The following is a 16,515-nucleotide window of genomic DNA, read 5'->3' as shown; positions in this document are numbered from 1 at the left end:
CGGCCGCCGTGGCCGCCGCGGACGCCGCGCTGGCCGAGCTGCGCGCACAGCCCGCGCTCGCCGGCCGGGTCCTGGACCGTGCCCGCGCCGTGGCCGGTGGCATCGGCGCGCCCGAGCCTACCTCCGCGGTCGTCTCGCTCGTCCTCGGCGAGCCCGAGCGGGCCGTGGCGGCGCGCGACGCCTGCGCTGCGCAGGGGGTGCGCGTCGGCTGCTTCCGGCCCCCGTCGGTGCCCGAGGGGACGTCGCGGCTGCGGATCACCGTGCGCGCCGATCTCACCGACGCCGAGGTCGCGACGGCCGTCGACGTGATCCGCCGGGCGGTCGCGTGATCCTCTGCGTGACCGGCACGTCCACCGGCGTCGGCAAGACCGTCGCGACGGCCGCGCTCGCCGCAGCGCTCCTGCGGGACGGGCCGGTCACCGTCGTCAAGCCCGCCCAGACCGGCTTCGATCCCGGCGCCGAGCGCGACGAGGACGGGCAACTCTCCGACGCCGCCGAGGTCGCGCGTCTCGCGCCCGGGGCGGTCACCGTCGAACACCGGCGCTTCCCCGAGCCGCTCGCGCCGCTCACCGCCGCGGCGCGGGCCGGCCTCGACCCGCTGGGCCGCGCGGAGGCGGTCGACGTGGTCCGGCGCGCCGCCGGAGCCGTGCTCGTGGAGGGCGCGGGCGGGGTGCTGGTACGGCTCGGCGTCGACGGGACTCGAACACCGTTCACCCTGATCGACCTCGCTGCCGACCTCGGGGCGCCGGTCGTGGTGGTCGCGGATCCGGCGCTCGGCACGCTCAATCACACCGAGCTGACGGTCCGCGCCCTCGAGGCCGCCGGGGTCGCCTGCGCGGGGATCGTGCTCTCCCGCTGGCCCGACCGGCCCGGGCTCGCGGAGCGCTGCAACCTCACGGACCTCCCGGAGGTCACGGGCGTGCCGGTCGTCGGGCGGATCCCCGACGGTGCCGTGGCGCTGCCGCCGGAGCGGTTCGCCGCGGCCGCCCCGTCGTGGTTCGACGGGGCCTGGCTCAGCGCGCGATCCAGGCGCTGAGCAGGTCGATCCGCTGCCATCCGCCCTGGACGTCGAGCGGGTAGCCGGCGGGGCCGGCGGTGCGCGCGATCCGCTCCCGCAGCTGGTCGTCGGCCAGGCCGGGGTGCGCGGCGCGGAGCAGCCGGACGGCGCCCGCGGGCACCTGGACGGGCGCGTCGCCGCCGACGCGCGGCAGGCCCCAGCTCAGGTCGCGCCGGTACGCCGCCGCGCCGGCGGCGGTGTCCACGTAGTTCTGCTGGCACGCGACGATCTCGCCGATTCCGCCGCCGGCCCGGGCGGACAGCACAGACCGCAGCTCGGAGCGGGCGGCCGCGACCTGGCCGGCGAAGCGTGGATCGCCGAGGGCGTCCGATACCGCCGCCTGGGCCAGGATCCGGCCGCCGATCACGTCGAGCGGGTAGTGCACGCCCAGGATCACGCGGTGGCGGCCGTAGTCGGCGCCGCGGGCGAGCACCTGCGGGCCCAGTTCGGGGAGCAGGGTGGCCAGGACGAGCGCCTCGGCGTAGCCCCAGGCGGTGTGGCCGGACGGATACGAGCCCGAGCCGCGCACCGAGGCGTACAGGTCGGGCCGGCCGTCGCCGTACTTGGTGATCCGATCCGGGGCGACCTCGAAGGGGCGCTGGTACTGGAAGTGCTTCTTGGCGGCCGAGGTGTCCACGTAGGAGTTGATCAGCGCGTTCTTCCCGACGAGCAGTGCGGTGGTCCGGGGGAGCTCGCCCGCCTTCTCGGCGGCGCGGAAGGCGGGGGTCAGTCGGCTGCCGAGGGCGTTGAAGATCGAGTCGTCGAGGATGCCGTAGTTGTCGTTGACGGCGTACCGCTGCTCCGCGGGGGTGGCGGCCCGGTTGGTCGCGACGGCGGTCTCGAGGTTCGCGGCGAGTACCGACTTCGGCAGGCTCGAGAAGGCCGCCAGCTGATCGATGTACGAGTCGGGGCTCGTTTTCGCGGCGCTCGCGTCGGCGGTGGCCGCGCTCCCGGCGGGCGCCGGCTTCGGTGTCAGGGCGCAGGTCGCGGTCGGTGCCGCCGCAGCGGTGCCGGCGGTCCACCCCAGCGGCGCGACCAGCGAGGCGAAAGCGATGGTCGTGACCAGGATCTTCTTCGAGCGCAGCGTCATGAGGACACTCTCGCGTCGATAGCTAGAAAAGGGAAGGAAACGAAGTCCGTCGAGTCGGTGAACGTTCTCCCGCTTCGGACGGAGGGCCTTGAACGCCGTTCATGAATTGAACGCTGTACAGTGCTCGGTAGCCGCGGCGCCTGACGTGCCGCAGACCACAGCCGACCGACCACAGCCGACGAGGGAGATCACATGACCGGGGTCCTGGCCGACATCATCGAGGTCGCGCGCGAGCAGGTGCTCGAGCGCGGTGAAGGACTGAGCCAGGAGCAGGTGCTGGCCGTGCTGCAACTGCCCGACGAGAAGCTCGACGACGTGCTGCAGCTCGCGCACGAGGTGCGCATGAAGTGGTGCGGCCCCGAGGTCGAGGTCGAGGGCATCATCAGCCTCAAGACCGGCGGCTGCCCCGAGGACTGCCACTTCTGCAGCCAGTCGGGCCTGTTCGAATCACCGGTGCGCTCCGCGTGGATCGACATCCCGTCGCTGGTGGAGGCCGCGAAGCAGACCGCGAAGACCGGCGCGACGGAGTTCTGCATCGTCGCCGCCGTCCGCGGCCCGGACAAGCGGCTGATGAGCCAGGTGGCCGCCGGCATCGAGGCGATCCGCAACGAGGTCGACATCCAGATCGCGTGCAGCCTCGGCATGCTCACCCAGGAGCAGGTCGACGAGCTCAAGGCGATGGGCGTGCACCGCTATAACCACAACCTGGAGACCTCGAAGTCGCACTTCCCGAAGGTCGTGACCACCCACTCCTGGGAGGAGCGCTGGGGAACGCTGCAGATGGTCCGCGAGGCCGGCATGGAGGTCTGCTGCGGCGGCATCCTCGGCATGGGCGAGACGCTCGAGCAGCGCGCCGAGTTCGCCGCCAACCTCGCCGAGCTCGAGCCCGACGAGGTGCCGCTCAACTTCCTCAACCCGCGCCCCGGCACGCCCTTCGGCGACCTCGACGTCCTCGAGCCGAACGAGGCGCTCAAGTCCGTGGCCGCGTTCCGGCTCGCGTTGCCGCGCACGATCCTGCGATTCGCGGGCGGCCGCGAGATCACGCTCGGCGACCTGGGCGCCGAGAAGGGCATCCTCGGCGGCATCAACGCCGTGATCGTCGGCAACTACCTCACCACCCTCGGGCGCCCGGCCGAGACCGATCTGGACCTGCTCGGCGAGCTCAAGATGCCGATCAAGGCCCTCAACGACACCCTGTGACCCTCGTGGCCGACAAGGAGCCGGTGTACGACGTGTACACCGGCAAGCCGCTCGCCGAGGGGGCGCCCGTCTTCGCGGCGGCGCTCCTCGGCCTCGAGCCGCCGCGCTACTGCACGTACTGCGGACGCCGGATGATCGTCCAGGTCAGCCCGCACGGGTGGACCGCGCGATGCTCCCGGCACGGTGAGTTCGACTCGTCGAGCGGCGAACGCTGACCGGCGTTCTCAGCCGCACTCGCTAGGCTGCCAGCCGATGACTACTGCAGCCCCGTCCCGCACCGTGTCGGACGTCGTGGTGCCCGGCGTGATCGCCGCCGTGCTCGGCGCCGCCGCCGGCCTGCTCTGGGGCCTGACGGTGCCGGGCGTGCGCGGCGTCCTCACCCGGTCCGGGGTCGTGTGGCGCGAGGGCCAGCTCGACAACATCTTCCAGGCCACGGTCCTGTTCGTCGCCGTCACCGCGGTCGGCGGGCTGCTGACGGGGGCGCTGATCTTTGTCGGGCGACGGCGCGACCCGCGCGGCGTCGCGGTCACCCTAGGTGCCGCGGCCTTCGCCGTGCTCATCGCGACGCTGCTCGGCCAGGCCGTCGTCGACGCCCGCTTCGCGGGCCCGGGAGAACCGGGGCTCGACTTCACCGCGGCCCCCTCGATCCGGCTCGACGGCGCCAACGTCTTCGCCCTCGCCGATCACTCCGGGGGCGTGCTCGGGGATGTGGCGTCGTGGGTCCTGCTGCTGGTGTGGCCCGCCTGCGCCGCCCTGTGGTGCACCCTGTCCGCCCTGGTCGGCCGGCTCCCCGAGGAGTCAGTCGCCGGTGTGGCCGCGGAGCAGGTCGGCGAAGTCGGTGACGGGACCGAGGTCGTTCGTCCGGCCGGACCGCTTCGGGGCGGCGAGGTCGGACGGTCCGCCGAAGCCGGCCACGGCACCGTCGGCCTGGACGAGCGCGCCGGCGAGCTCCGCCCCGGCCCGTGAGATCCGGGCCGCGAGCTCCGTCGAGCCGAAGTCCTCGGTCGCGGCGAAGACGCCGGTCGGGAGGATCTGCGCGCGCAGGTAGCTGAACAGGGGCCGCAGCGCGTGGTCGAGGACCAGCGAGTGCCGGGCGCTGCCCGCCGTCGCCGCGACGAGCACCGGGACGCCGGTCAGGGCGTCGGGGTCGAGGGCGTCGAAGAACATCTTGAACAGGCCGCTGTAGCTCGCGGTGAAGACGGGCGACACGGCGATCACCCCGTCGGCGCCGGCGATCGCGTCCTTCGCGGCGCTGAGCGCGGGCGTCGGCACGCCGGTGGTCATGACGGTGGCGAGGTCGCGGGCGAGTTCACGCACCTCGATCACGGTCACCGCCACGGCCTCGCCGCGGGCCGAGACCGCGGCCCGCGTGGCGTCGGCCAGCTGATCCGCCAGCAGGCGGGTCGACGACGGCTCGGAGACTCCCGCCGCGACGACGACCAGGGAGCGGGCCATGGTCAGGCCTCCTTCGCGACGGCGAGGTCCTGCGCGGGCAGCACCAGGTGGTGCGACGAGTCCGGGCCGGCGGCGACGAGCGAGGCGTGCGTCGGCGGGTCCGACGGGACGTGGGCCGGGCGACGCAGCTCGAACTCCTTGCGGAGCACCGGGACCACCTGCGTACCGAGGATCTCCACCTGCTCGAGGACCTGGTCCAGCGGGAGTCCGGCGTGGTCCAGGAGGAAGAGCTGGCGCTGGTAGTCGCCGGCGAAGTCCGCGAAGCCGAGGGTCTTCTCGATCACCTGCTCGGGTGTTCCGACCGTGAGTGGCGTCATCTGCTCGAAGTCCTCCAGCGACGGGCCGTGCCCGTACACGGGCGCCTCGTCGAAGTAGGGGCGGAAGCGGCGCTTCGCCTCGGCCTCGCTCTCGGCCATGAAGACCTGCCCGCCGAGGCCGACGATCGCCTGGTCCGCGGAGCCGTGTCCGTAGTGCTCGAACCGCTGGCGGTACAGGCGCACCATCTGCTCCGTGTGCTCCTTGTTCCAGAAGATGTTGTTGTGGAAGAAGCCGTCACCGTAGAAGGCGGCCTGCTCGGCGATCTCGGGCGAACGGATCGAGCCGTGCCACACGAAGGGCGGCGTGCCGTCCAGCGGCGCAGGTGTCGACGTGTAGCTCTGGAGGGGCGTGCGGAACTGGCCCTCCCAGTCGACGACGGGCTCGCGCCAGAGCCGCCGCAGCAGGTGGTAGTTCTCGATGGCCAGCGGGATGCCCTGGCGGATGTCCTTGCCGAACCACGGGTACACCGGGCCGGTGTTGCCGCGCCCCAGCGTGAGGTCTACCCGCCCTTCGGCGAGATGCTGGAGCATCGCGTAGTCCTCGGCGATCTTCACCGGGTCGTTCGTGGTGATGAGCGTGGTCGCGGTGCTGAGCGTGAGGTGCTGCGTCTTGGCCGCGATCCAGCCCAGCAGCGTGGTGGGGGAGCTGGGCACGAACGGCGGGTTGTGGTGCTCGCCCGTGGCGAAGACGTCGAGGCCCACCTCCTCGGCCTTGAGCGCGATCTTCGTCATCGCGGTGATGCGCTCGTGCTCGCTGACGGTGGTGCCGGTGGTCGGATCCATGGTGACGTCGCCGACGCTGAAGATTCCGAACTGCATGTCCATCCTTCCCGTTCGGGCCCCTGTCGGACCCTTCGAGAACTGTAACGGACTGCGGTCCGATTATGTTCCGCGGGTCAGCGGGGCTCGCGTCGCAGCACGTCGGAGGAGTTGAGGATCAGCACCTCGCGGTCGGACTCGGTGAGTGCGGTGACGAAGCCGGACTCGACCTTGAGCACGTGAGCGGTGACCACGCCCGTCTTCGTGTGCAGGCGCTCGGCGGGCGACCAGGGCGTGCGCTCGACCGCGGCGAGGAGCAGGACGGCGACTGCCGCGATGGACCCCACCTCGCGCACGGCGAAGTCGACGGTGCGCCCGCTGACCCCCTCCGCGGACCAGCGCTTGACCGCGAGGATCGCGACGGCGATGGCGGCGGCCCCGATCGGAACCCATATGTAACCGTAGGTGACGGCGAGGGCGATGCACGCGGATGCCAGGACCGCGACCAGCAGCGCGGACCACACGCTGGTGGACGACTTCGCGTGCATCCGCCACACCAGCCGCAGTGCGGACAGGGGGAGCAGGATCATGACCAGGACGCCGGTGAACTCGGGGTCGCTCATCAAGGTGCCGAGCACGATCGTCAGTGCGCTGTTCACGTCCGTCACGGCCATGATGCGGGAGGCGACGCGCCAGTCCCACTCCGAGACCACGAGGAGGCGCAGCACGACGAACAGCACCGCGACGCTGGCCCCGGTCCCGAGCGTGCGCACGATGCGGGCGTCCGTCGCGTCCGCGAGCTTCCTCGCCCGCGCACGGTCCCGCGCGGCGTCGTCGGTCTGCGCATCGCTCACAGGCGGATCGTAATCTTCGCGGGGCCCTCGTGGTTGCGATCGCGAGCTCCGCGTACCCGCTCGACCGATGTCCCCTTTTCGTACCGCAATTTTCGCTGCGACCGTCGCGCACGCTGTCCTACCATCGGATCGTCCGTACCCGACAGAGGCGCTGAACATGTCGACTTACACCGACCTGCACTTGCTGACCGAACTCGAGCCCGTGGTGGAGGACAACATCAACCGTCACCTCGGCGTGGCGAAGGACTGGCATCCCCATGACTACGTGCCGTGGGACGAGGGCAGGAATTTCGCCGCGCTGGGCGGTGCCGACTGGGAGCTCGCGCAGTCCCCGCTCTCCGAGGTGGCGCGCGTCGCGATGATCACCAACCTGCTCACTGAGGACAATCTCCCGTCCTATCACCGCACCATCGCCGAGAACTTCTCGCTCGACGGCGCCTGGGGCACGTGGGTGGGCAGGTGGACCGCCGAGGAGAACCGGCACAGCATCGCGATGCGCGACTACCTGCTCGTCACCCGCTCCGTCGACCCCGTCAAGCTCGAGCGCGACCGTATGGCGCACCTCGAGCTCGGCGTGGAGGCTCCGGAGGAGTACGGCGGTGTGCTCGATCAGGTCGTGTACGTGACCATCCAGGAACTCGCGACCCGGATCAGCCACCGGCAGACCGCGCGGGTGTGCGACGAGCCGATCGCCGACGCGCTGCTCAAGCGGATCGCCACCGACGAGAACCTGCACATGATCTTCTACCGGAACCTGACCGCCGCGGCGTTGGAGATCGCGCCGGATCAGGTGCTGAAGTCGATCGTCAAGGTCACCACGAATTTCGTCATGCCGGGCGAGGGCAAGCCGGACTTCCGGCGCAACGGGGTGCTCATGGTCAAGCACGGCATCTACGACCTGCGGCAGCACCTCGACGACGTGCTCCGGCCGATCTTCAAGGTGTGGGGGCTCTTCGACCGCACCGACGTCTCCGCCGCCGGCGAGCAGTACCGCGACGAACTGGGGCGGCACCTGGAGAAGCTGGAGGCCGACGTCGTGCGCTTCGAGGAGAGTCGGGCCCGCGCCGTGGAGCGTGAGCGCGCCCGCGAGGCCCGCAGGTCGGCCTGAGGGCCGCAGGTTCGACGGTGCGCCGGTCTCCTCACCCCGGTGGGCGCAGTGTCGCGAACTCGTCCGTGATCCGCAGATAGGAATCGGTGAACCGGTACAGCGCGGGTGGGCGGCCGCGGGTGGCCTGGCCGGTCTCGCCGGTCGCGGTGATCACCGAGCGCCGCGAGAGGATCCGCAACAGGTTGGTCGCGTCCACCGGATAACCGAGCACGGCGACGTAGACGTCCCGCAGCTGCGAGACCGGGAACGCCCGCGGCGCGAGCGCGAAGCCGATGTTCGAGTAGGACAACCGTGCGGCCAGTCGCGCGCGGGCGCGGTGCACCATCGCCGCGTGGTCGAAGGCCATCGTCGGAAGCGCGTCGACGGGATGCCACGTGGTGTCCTCGGGCAGGCGTGGGTCGGTGCCCGAGCGGACCAGGCCGAGGAAGGCGGAGGCGAGGGTGCGATCCGCCTGCTCGCTCGCCGGAACGCGATGCGGATCGGAGAACTCCGCGAACTGCTCCAGGTGTGCGACCTCGGTCAGGTCGACCTTCTCGGCGAGTAGGCGGCGGGCGCTGGTCGGGAGGTCCTCGCGCGGATCGAGGAAACCGCCGGGCAACGACCACGCACCCTGGTCGGGGGCCATCGCGCGCTGCCACAGCAGCACCTCGAGCCCGCCCGACGCCCCGGCGTGCGCCGCGCACGGAGTGACTCGGAACACAGTCGAGAGGACCTCGTGCGCGACCCGGTGCGGGGGAGCGGTGCTAGCATCGGCCATATATCGATCATAGGTCGATAAATCGACGAGGAGAAAGGGAGGCGCCGCGATGACCACAGCCACGTCCGCCGCCACCACCACCACCGAGTTCAGCTCGAGCCTGTACGACCGGATCGTCGAGGGCGGTGGCATGTACACCGGCGTCGACGGCGATCGTGAGTGGGCCGCCGAGGTCAAGCGCCTCGCGAAGCTCCGCGACGCCACGATCCTCGCGCACAACTACGAGCTGCCCGCCATTCAGGACGTCGCCGATTTCGTCGGCGATTCGCTCGCGCTCTCGCGCATCGCCGCCGACGTCACCACCTCGACGATCGTCTTCTGCGGCGTCCACTTCATGGCGGAGACCGCCAAGATCCTCAGCCCCGAGAAGACCGTGCTGATCCCCGACCAGCGCGCGGGCTGCTCGCTGGCCGACTCGATCAAGGCCGTCGAGCTGCAGGAGTGGAAGGACGAGCACCCCGGTGCCGTCGTCGTCTCCTACGTCAACACCACGGCCGAGGTGAAGGCGCTCACCGACATCTGCTGCACCTCGTCGAACGCCGTCGAGGTGGTCCAGTCGATCCCCGAGGACACCGAGATCCTGTTCCTTCCCGACCAGTTCCTCGGCGCGCACGTCAAGCGGGTCACCGGCCGGCAGAACATGCACATCTGGGCCGGCGAGTGCCACGTGCACGCGGGCATCAACGGCGACGAGCTCGCCGCGCAGGCCGAGGCCCACCCCGACGCCGACCTGTACGTGCACCCGGAGTGCGGCTGCGCGACCTCGGCGCTGTACCTCGCCGGAGCGGGCGCCGTACCCGACGAGCGGGTGAAGATCCTCTCCACCGGCGGCATGCTCGACGCCGCTCGGGAGACGGGCAAGAAGGAGGTCCTCGTGGCCACCGAGGTCGGCATGCTGCACCAGCTGCGCATGGCGGCGCCCGGCGTCGACTTCCGGGCCGTCAACGACCGCGCCTCGTGCAAGTACATGAAGATGATCACCCCCGCGGCGCTGCTGCGCTGCCTCGTCGAGGGCAAGGACGAGGTCTTCGTCGACGCCGACATGGCCGACGCCGGTCGCAAGGCCGTCACCCGGATGATCGGAATCGGTCAGCCCGGCGGCGGGGAATGACCACCGGGGCGGATCCGCGCGAGGCGGCCGATCTGCTCGTCGTCGGCGCGGGCGTCGCGGGCCTGACCGCCGCGGTCGCCGCGGCGGACGCCGGCCTCACGGTCACGGTGCTCTTCAAGCCCTCGACCGGGGGCGCACCGTCGACCTCCACGGCGTACGCGCAGGGCGGCATCGCGGTGGTGGATCCGACGGACCCGGACGATTCGATCGACCGGCACGTCGCGGATACCGTCGCCGCGGGCGGCCCCCTGGTCGATGTGGTCGCGAGCCGGTCGATCCTGGCCGACGGCCCGGCTGCGGTCGACCGCCTGATCTCCTGGGGCGCCGAGTTCGACCGCCGCTCGGACGGGGCTCTCAAGCGGACGCGCGAGGGCGGCCACACGGTCTCCCGGATCATCCACGCGGGCGGCGACGCCACCGGCGCCGAGGTGCAGCGCGCGCTCACCGCCGCCGCACGGTCGCGGCCCAGCCTCACCGCGCGCCCCGCCCAGGCGATCGCCCTGCTCGCCGACGGTGACCGCATCGTCGGCGTGCGCACCGCCGAGGGGGACGTCTACGGACGGACGGTGCTCCTCGCCACGGGCGGTGCCGGACACCTGTTCTCGAGCACCACCAACCCCCTCGGCGCCACCGGTGACGGCATCGCCCTGGCCGAGGCCGCGGGCGCCGACGTCCGCGAGCTCGAGTTCGTGCAGTTCCACCCGACGATGCTCTACACACCGGGGGCGCGCGGCCGCCGGCCCCTCATCTCGGAGGCCGTCCGCGGCGAGGGCGCGCATCTCGTCGACGCGAACGGCGCCGCTGTGATGGACGGCGTGCACCCGATGGGCGATCTCGCCCCGCGGGACGTGGTGGCGCGCGCGGTCACCGAGGCGATGGAGCGCACGGGGGCGCCGTGCGCGTATCTCGACGCGACGATGATCCCCGATGTCGCGCACCGCTTCCCGACGGTGACGGAGGCCGTCCGCGCGGCGGGTCTCGACCCGCAGACCGACCTCATTCCGGTGGTCCCCGGCGCCCACTACCTGTGCGGCGGCGTCGTCACGGACCTGCACGGCGCCACCGGCGTCCCCGGCCTCTACGCGGCGGGCGAGGTGGCGCGCACGGGCCTGCACGGCGCCAACCGCCTCGCGTCGAACAGCCTGCTCGAAGCCCTGGTGATGGGCCTGCGCGTGGCGACCGCCGCGCAGACCGCCGCCCCGTTCCCTGCTGGCCCCGTCCGCGAGATCGCGCCACCGCAGGCCCGCGCGCAGCGAGATGCCCTGCAGGACGCGATGACCCGGTCGTGCGGCGTCCGGCGCAGCGTCGACGGCCTGACCGGACTGACCGCGTTGCTGGCCGATCCGGCCTTCGTCGCCGACGGGCCCGCGGTATCTTCCCGGGACCGGGAGGACGCCGTTCTGACCGCCGTGGCGCGACGGATGGCGGGGCAGGCGCTGGCCCGGCAGGATTCCGTGACCGAGCCCGTGCCCGGGCGCCACGACGCAGTAGTGGAGGTACGTTCGTGACCGAGTTGACGCTGGAGCCCGACCGCGCCGAGGTGGTGCGGCTCATCCGCACCGCGCTCGACGAGGACCTCCGCTACGGCCCGGACGTGACGAGCGAGGCCACCGTTCCCGCGGGTGCTACCACTGTGGCCAAGGTGATCAGCCGCGAGCACGGGGTGCTCGCCGGCATTCCGGTCGCGGAGTGGGTGCTCGACGAGGTCGTGGGCCCCGGGAACTACCGCGTGCCCGCGAAGATCGCCGACGGCACCGTCATCGCGCCGGGTGACGTGGCGATGGCCATCGAGGGCCCCACGCTCGCCCTGCTCACCGCCGAACGTACCCTGCTCAACATCGTCACCCACCTGTCCGGCATCGCGACGGCCACGGCCGCCTGGGTGAGCGAGGTCGAGGGCACCGGCGCGAAGATCCGCGACAGCCGCAAGACCCTCCCGGGTATGCGCGCGCTGCAGAAGTACGCCGTGCGCGCCGGTGGCGGCGTCAACCACCGGATGGGCCTCGGCGACGAGGCGCTCATCAAGGACAATCACGTGGTCGCCGCGGGTTCGGTGACCGCGGCGATCGAGGCGGTCCGCCGCCGTGCGCCCGGTGTCCCGCTCGAGGTGGAGGTCGACTCCCTCGAACAGCTCGACGAGGCCTTCGCGCTCGGTGTCGACCTCGTCCTCCTCGACAACATGCCGCTGTGGATGACGCAGTCGGCGGTGCAGCGACGTAAGAAGCTGGCACCGCGCACCAAGCTGGAGTCCTCGGGCGGCCTCACGGTCGACGTCGCGGCGGACTACGCCCGGACCGGCGTCGACTACCTGGCCGTCGGCGCGCTCACCCACTCGGTGCGGGCTCTGGACCTCGGTCTCGACCTCTGAGCCGATCGAGCAGCGCCGCGGCCGGCGACCAGCGGCGTGCGAGCTCGCCGCCGGTGAGGACCGTCGCCGCGAGCACGACCATGACCGGGTACTGCACGACCAGTTGGTCCGCGGCCCAGTAGAAGCCCAGCAGCCCGGTCGCGACGAACGCCGTCGCGCGGGGCAGGAGGCCGAGCAGCGCGGCGACGCCGAGGGCGACCTCGGTCAGCGGCACCACGACGCCGAAGACGGTGGCGAAGCGGCCCATGACCTCGGTGGCGAACCACGCGAACGCACCGGGCACGCGGGGATTACCGGTCGCGCTCCCGACGACCAGGAGGATGTCGCTCCGGCCGAAGCTCGCGTGGTACTTGACGTACCCCTCGTGCAGCCAGGCCGCGCCGAGCCCGAGCCGGGCGGCGACCACTGCCACCGTCGCCGCCCGGGCTGCGGCCGGGGTCATCGCCCGAGCTGCGCGGCGCCGAACACGGCGAGCGCCTTGTCGCAGTGCACCACCAGGTGGGTGTACTCCGCGGACGAGACGCCTGCGGGAATCGTGAACCGCTGTGCGGCCTTGTCGTAGGCGATCGCGCCCAGGCGGACGCCGCCCTTCACATCGGCCTCGGTGGTTCCCTTGGCCAGGTAGAGGTGCAGGTCGGGGCCCTCGTCGGAGGAGAAGCCCGTGAGTTCCACCGCGTCGCCGGTGATCGTCGCGGTGCCGGCGACGTTCTTGCCGTTGAGGCCGGCGAACATCCCCATGACGGCGGCGGTCGCCGGCGCGGACATGGGCATGGACATCGACACGGAGGCGGCGCCGGTGCTCGTCATGGGCTCGGCGGCCATGTCCTTCGCACCGCCGCACGCCGTCAGGGCCAGGCCCAGGACGACGGCGGCGACAGCGCCGGTGAGGTGGGAAGCGCGCATGATGGGTACTCCTTCTCGATCACGTGGCCGGCGGCTCGGGCGCCGACTCGGGATCGAGTCAATCGCCGGTCGCGCGCCGGGAGAAGGAGAGTGTCAGCGCCGTAAGGGCTCCTTTCAGTTCCGTAAGGAACGGCGCGCGGGCGCCGTCCGCGCCTACTCTCGGATCCATGCGCGAGGGGTCACGGGTGATGGTCGTCGAGGACGACCCGGCGGTGCGGACCGTGGTCACCGACCACCTCCGGCTCGCCGGATGCCTGGTCGCGCAGCATCGCGACGGGGCGCGCGCATGGGAGGCTTTTCAGGCCGAGCGGCCGGACCTGCTGGTCCTCGACCGCATGCTGCCGGGCCTCAGCGGCGACGACCTGTGCCGCCGGATCCGCGAGGTCTCCGACGTGCCGATCATCATGCTGACGGCGCTCGACGGTGTCGACAACCGCATCGACGGTCTCGAGAGCGGCGCGGACGACTACCTCGCGAAACCCTTCTCCCTGCGCGAACTCCAGCTCCGAGTCGACGCGCTGCTGCGGCGCAGCGCGCCGGCGGAGGCGGGGCTCGTCATCGAGGCCGGGCCCTTCCGGATCGACGCGGCGCACCGGCGCGCGTGGATCGGCGGCCGGGAGATCACCCTCACCACGCGGGAGTACGAGCTCCTGCTGTACCTCGCGCGGAACCCGGACCGGGTGATCAGCCGGGACGAGATCCTGCGCGAGGTCTGGCGCTGGGGCTTCGGCGACCCGTCGACGGTGACGGTGCACGTGCGTCGGCTGCGCGAGAAGATCGAGGCGGATCCGCGGACGCCGGCCTTCCTCCGCACGGAATGGGGCGCCGGTTACCGCTTCGGGTGGGGCGCGTGATGCTCGACGGTGCGGCGCTCGCGCAGATCGCCGCGACGGCGCTGCTCACGACGCTGGTGGTCACGGTGATCACGCTCGCCGTGCTCCGGGCGACCCGGCGCGCGGGCATCGGCGTGCGGGCCGCCATCGCCATCGCCGGGGCGCTGCTCTCCGTGGTCGCAGCGACGCTGGTCATCGCGCTGCAGATGTACCTGTCGCGGCACGACCTCACGGTGCTGCTGTGGGTGATCGGGGCGTCCGCCGTGTGCAGCGTGATCGCGATGCCCTTCGTCGTCGGCCGCGCCGTCGGGGCGTCCATCACCGCGCTGCGCAGCGCCACCCGCAGGGTCGGCGACGGCGACGTCGTGACGCCCACGCGCACCGGGTTGGTGGAGCTCGACGAGGTCTCCGCCGAATTGGCGGACACCTCGCGGCGCCTGGAGGAGTCGCGGGCGCGGGTCGCCGAACTGGACGCGGCGCGACGCCAGTTCTTCGCCTGGATCTCCCACGATCTGCGGACTCCGCTCGCCGGCGTCCGCGCGCTCGCCGAGGCGCTCGACGAGGACACCGCCCCCGACCGTGCCGCGTATCTCGCGGCGTTGCGCGCCAAGGTCGAGACCCTCAACGTGATGATCGGCGACCTCTTCGAACTCTCCACGTTGCAGTCCGGCACCCTGCGGATCCACCCCGAGCCCGTGGTCCTGCTGGACCTGGTCAGCGATGCCGTCGCGGACTGCAGGCCGGTGGCCGAGCGGCGCGGGATCACCATCGCGCAGGACGGGATCGACGGTCATCTCGTGCTCGTGGATCCGCGTGAGTTGACCCGCGTCGTCGGGAACCTGTTGACCAACAGCCTCCGGCACGCGCCCGTGGACAGCGAGGTCGTCGTTCGCGCCGATCGGGTCGACGGCCGGCTCGTCCTCAGCGTGATCGACCAGGGGCCGGGCGTCGCCGCCGAGGATCTCGGCCGGATGTTCGACGTCGGCTGGCGCGCCGACGCCGCGCGTTCCGCCGAGGACGACGAGGCGGCGCCCGGCGCCGGGCTGGGGCTGGCGATCGTGCGCGGCATCGTCGAGGCCCACGGCGGCACGGTCGAGGCGCACCGCACCGGGGAGGGCTTCCGATTGGATCTCACGCTTCCGCTCGCTGCCCCGTGATCGCCTGGCAAGGGGCCCTGTCAGGCGTGTAGTGAGGGTCACGCGGCGCGAGATACTTCGGAGAGCGCACAATGGAACCCATGATCGTCAACGCATATGGAGCAACGTCCGCAACCGCACCGCTGGAGCCGATGACCATCGAGCGTCGCGATCCCGGGCCGCACGACGTGCAGATCGCCGTGCGCTACGCGGGCATTTGCCACAGCGACATCCACACCGTGCGCAGCGAGTGGGGCCCCGCCCGCTACCCGGTCGTTCCCGGCCACGAGATCGCCGGCGAGGTCACCGCGGTCGGATCCGAGGTCACGAAGTTCCAGGTCGGCGACCGGGTCGGCGTGGGCTGCTTCGTCGACTCCTGCCGGGAATGCGCCGCGTGCCTGCGCGGCGAGGAGCAGTACTGCGAGCGCGGCATGGTCGGCACCTACAACGCGAAGGGTCGTGACGGAGAGCCCACCCAGGGCGGCTACTCCACCGGCATCGTCGTCGACGAGAACTACGTGCTCCGGGTCCCCGAGAGCATCGACTACGCCGCGGCCGCGCCGCTGCTGTGCGCCGGCATCACGCTGTTCAGCCCGCTGCGCCACTGGAACGTCGGCCCGGGCAGCAAGGTCGCGATCATCGGACTGGGCGGCCTCGGCCACATGGGCGTCAAGCTGGCGGCGGCGATGGGCGCGGAGGTCACCGTCCTCAGCCAGTCGCTCAAGAAGATGGAGGACGGTCTGCGCCTCGGCGCGCAGCACTACTACGCGACCTCCGACCCGGACACCTTCAAGGTGCTGCGGAACCGCTTCGACGTCATCATCAACACGGTCTCGGCGAACCTCGACATGCACCCGTACTTCGGGATGCTGGCCGTCGACGGCACGCTCGTCGAGGTCGGGCTGCCGGAGCACCCGGTGCCGGTCAACGTCTTCGACCTGACCCGCAACCGCCGGAGCTTCGCCGGCTCGATGATCGGCGGTATCGCGCAGACCCAGGAGATGCTGGACTTCTGCGCCGATCACGGCATCGGCTCGGAGATCGAGCTGATCTCCGCCGATCAGATCAACGAGGCCTACGAGCGCGTGATCGCCTCGGACGTCCGGTACCGGTTCGTGATCGACACCGCGACGCTCGAGGCGCCCGCCACGGCCTAGAGCTGGTTGATCCGGATCAGGTTGCCCGCCGGGTCGCGGAACGCGCAGTCGCGCACGCCGTAGTCCTGATCCATCGGCTCCTGCACCACGTCGGCGCCAGCACCGGCGACGCGCTCGAACAGGCCGTCCAGATCGTCGGTCGAGAGCGTGATCGCCGTGTAGGCGCCCTTGGCGATGATGTCGAGCACGGTGCTCTTCTCGTCCTCCGTCAGGCCGGGGTCCATGGCCGGCGGGTGCAGCAGGATCGAGGTCTGCGGCTGCCCGACGGGGCCGACGGTGAGCCACCGCATGTCCTGGTAGCCGACGTCCTTGCGCACCTCGAACCCGAGGGTGTCGCGGTAGAAACCGAGGGCCGCCTCCGCATCGGTGTGGGGCAGATACGCGAGCGAGATCGTGATGTCCATGCCCCA

Annotated in this window: 18 protein-coding genes and 1 pseudogene; 11 read left to right on the top strand and 8 right to left on the bottom strand. The window is 71.7% G+C overall.

Annotation, left to right across the window (positions count from 1 at the left end; all coding sequences use genetic code 11):
* Both FK530_RS23395 and bioD read left to right on the top strand, forming a co-directional pair.
* Positions 1 to 329 (top strand): annotated as a pseudogene (locus tag FK530_RS23395) (8-amino-7-oxononanoate synthase); the annotation flags it as partial.
* The gene (gene bioD / locus FK530_RS23390; RefSeq protein ID WP_231706767.1) at positions 329 to 1,036 is read left to right on the top strand and encodes a dethiobiotin synthase; all 708 of its coding nucleotides are present in this window, start codon (positions 329 to 331) and stop codon (positions 1,034 to 1,036) included. The pseudogene FK530_RS23395 and the gene bioD, both read left to right, overlap by 1 nt.
* Here the strand turns inward: bioD and FK530_RS23385 are convergent.
* Positions 1,014 to 2,147, bottom strand: a complete 1,134-nt coding sequence (locus tag FK530_RS23385) for an acid phosphatase (protein WP_146489320.1) — start codon at positions 2,145 to 2,147, stop codon at positions 1,014 to 1,016. The two genes, bioD and FK530_RS23385, sit on opposite strands and share 23 nt — an antisense overlap.
* Positions 2,148 to 2,339: 192 nt before the next feature.
* Here FK530_RS23385 and bioB point away from each other — a divergent pair, with 192 nt between their 5' ends.
* The gene (gene bioB, locus FK530_RS23380; protein WP_146489319.1) at positions 2,340 to 3,347 is read left to right on the top strand and encodes a biotin synthase BioB; all 1,008 of its coding nucleotides are present in this window, start codon (positions 2,340 to 2,342) and stop codon (positions 3,345 to 3,347) included.
* Complete coding sequence (bsaP, locus tag FK530_RS23375; protein WP_410468429.1) at positions 3,344 to 3,562, top strand: biotin synthase auxiliary protein BsaP; 219 nt, start codon at positions 3,344 to 3,346, stop codon at positions 3,560 to 3,562. The genes bioB and bsaP overlap by 4 nt, the downstream gene beginning before the upstream one ends.
* Positions 3,563 to 4,145: 583 nt before the next feature.
* Here the strand turns inward: bsaP and FK530_RS23365 are convergent.
* The 3 genes from FK530_RS23365 to FK530_RS23355 all read right to left on the bottom strand — a co-directional run bounded on the left by FK530_RS23365 (position 4,146) and on the right by FK530_RS23355 (position 6,732).
* Positions 4,146 to 4,802, bottom strand: a complete 657-nt coding sequence (locus tag FK530_RS23365) for an FMN reductase (protein WP_146489317.1) — start codon at positions 4,800 to 4,802, stop codon at positions 4,146 to 4,148.
* A gap of 2 nt (positions 4,803 to 4,804) precedes the next feature.
* Entirely contained in the window at positions 4,805 to 5,938 is a 1,134-nt protein-coding gene (locus FK530_RS23360) for an LLM class flavin-dependent oxidoreductase (protein ID WP_146489316.1), read from the bottom strand.
* A 77-nt stretch (positions 5,939 to 6,015) separates the two neighbouring features.
* Positions 6,016 to 6,732: a hypothetical protein gene (locus tag FK530_RS23355; protein ID WP_146489315.1), complete on the bottom strand. Its 717-nt coding sequence runs from the start codon at positions 6,730 to 6,732 to the stop codon at positions 6,016 to 6,018.
* Between the two features lie 157 nt (positions 6,733 to 6,889).
* Between FK530_RS23355 and FK530_RS23350 the strand changes: the two genes are divergently transcribed.
* On the top strand, positions 6,890 to 7,840 hold the full coding sequence (locus FK530_RS23350) for an acyl-ACP desaturase (RefSeq protein ID WP_146489314.1): 951 nt from the start codon (positions 6,890 to 6,892) through the stop codon (positions 7,838 to 7,840).
* Between the two features lie 31 nt (positions 7,841 to 7,871).
* On the opposite strand, the gene FK530_RS23345 is transcribed toward FK530_RS23350, so the two are convergent.
* Entirely contained in the window at positions 7,872 to 8,597 is a 726-nt protein-coding gene (locus FK530_RS23345) for an NUDIX hydrolase (RefSeq protein ID WP_146489313.1), read from the bottom strand.
* Between the two features lie 49 nt (positions 8,598 to 8,646).
* Between FK530_RS23345 and nadA the strand changes: the two genes are divergently transcribed.
* The 3 genes from nadA to nadC are packed head-to-tail and all read left to right on the top strand — an operon-like array spanning position 8,647 to position 12,076.
* A complete protein-coding gene (gene nadA / locus FK530_RS23340) occupies positions 8,647 to 9,708 on the top strand; it encodes a quinolinate synthase NadA (RefSeq protein ID WP_146489312.1) in 1,062 nt (353 codons plus the stop codon).
* Positions 9,705 to 11,216, top strand: a complete 1,512-nt coding sequence (gene nadB / locus FK530_RS23335) for an L-aspartate oxidase (protein WP_146489311.1) — start codon at positions 9,705 to 9,707, stop codon at positions 11,214 to 11,216. Before nadA ends, nadB begins: the two co-directional genes overlap by 4 nt.
* Positions 11,213 to 12,076 carry a carboxylating nicotinate-nucleotide diphosphorylase gene (gene nadC / locus FK530_RS23330; RefSeq protein ID WP_146489310.1) on the top strand — a complete coding sequence of 288 codons (864 nt, stop codon included), beginning with the start codon at positions 11,213 to 11,215 and terminating at the stop codon, positions 12,074 to 12,076. The genes nadB and nadC overlap by 4 nt, the downstream gene beginning before the upstream one ends.
* Here the strand turns inward: nadC and FK530_RS23325 are convergent.
* The gene (locus FK530_RS23325) at positions 12,033 to 12,518 is read right to left on the bottom strand and encodes a hypothetical protein (protein WP_231706766.1); all 486 of its coding nucleotides are present in this window, start codon (positions 12,516 to 12,518) and stop codon (positions 12,033 to 12,035) included. The two genes, nadC and FK530_RS23325, sit on opposite strands and share 44 nt — an antisense overlap.
* Positions 12,515 to 12,979, bottom strand: a complete 465-nt coding sequence (locus FK530_RS23320; RefSeq protein ID WP_146489309.1) for a DM13 domain-containing protein — start codon at positions 12,977 to 12,979, stop codon at positions 12,515 to 12,517. Before FK530_RS23320 ends, FK530_RS23325 begins: the two co-directional genes overlap by 4 nt.
* 167 nt (positions 12,980 to 13,146) lie before the next feature.
* On the opposite strand from FK530_RS23320, the gene FK530_RS23315 reads away from it, so the two are divergent.
* The 3 genes from FK530_RS23315 to FK530_RS23305 all read left to right on the top strand — a co-directional run bounded on the left by FK530_RS23315 (position 13,147) and on the right by FK530_RS23305 (position 16,105).
* Positions 13,147 to 13,833: a response regulator transcription factor gene (locus FK530_RS23315; protein WP_146489308.1), complete on the top strand. Its 687-nt coding sequence runs from the start codon at positions 13,147 to 13,149 to the stop codon at positions 13,831 to 13,833.
* On the top strand, positions 13,833 to 14,969 hold the full coding sequence (locus FK530_RS23310) for a sensor histidine kinase (protein WP_146489322.1): 1,137 nt from the start codon (positions 13,833 to 13,835) through the stop codon (positions 14,967 to 14,969). The genes FK530_RS23315 and FK530_RS23310 overlap by 1 nt, the downstream gene beginning before the upstream one ends.
* Positions 14,970 to 15,040: 71 nt before the next feature.
* The gene (locus FK530_RS23305) at positions 15,041 to 16,105 is read left to right on the top strand and encodes an NAD(P)-dependent alcohol dehydrogenase (protein WP_269434180.1); all 1,065 of its coding nucleotides are present in this window, start codon (positions 15,041 to 15,043) and stop codon (positions 16,103 to 16,105) included.
* Here FK530_RS23305 and FK530_RS23300 read toward each other — a convergent pair.
* Positions 16,102 to 16,509 carry a VOC family protein gene (locus FK530_RS23300; protein WP_146489306.1) on the bottom strand — a complete coding sequence of 136 codons (408 nt, stop codon included), beginning with the start codon at positions 16,507 to 16,509 and terminating at the stop codon, positions 16,102 to 16,104. The genes FK530_RS23305 and FK530_RS23300 overlap by 4 nt on opposite strands.
* Positions 16,510 to 16,515: the final 6 nt, after the last annotated feature.

Origin of the sequence: Tsukamurella conjunctivitidis (assembly GCF_007858475.1) — a bacterium.
In the GTDB taxonomy this organism is placed as follows: Bacteria; Actinomycetota; Actinomycetes; order Mycobacteriales; family Mycobacteriaceae; genus Tsukamurella; species Tsukamurella conjunctivitidis.
This window is presented reverse-complemented; position numbering and strand designations above follow the sequence as displayed.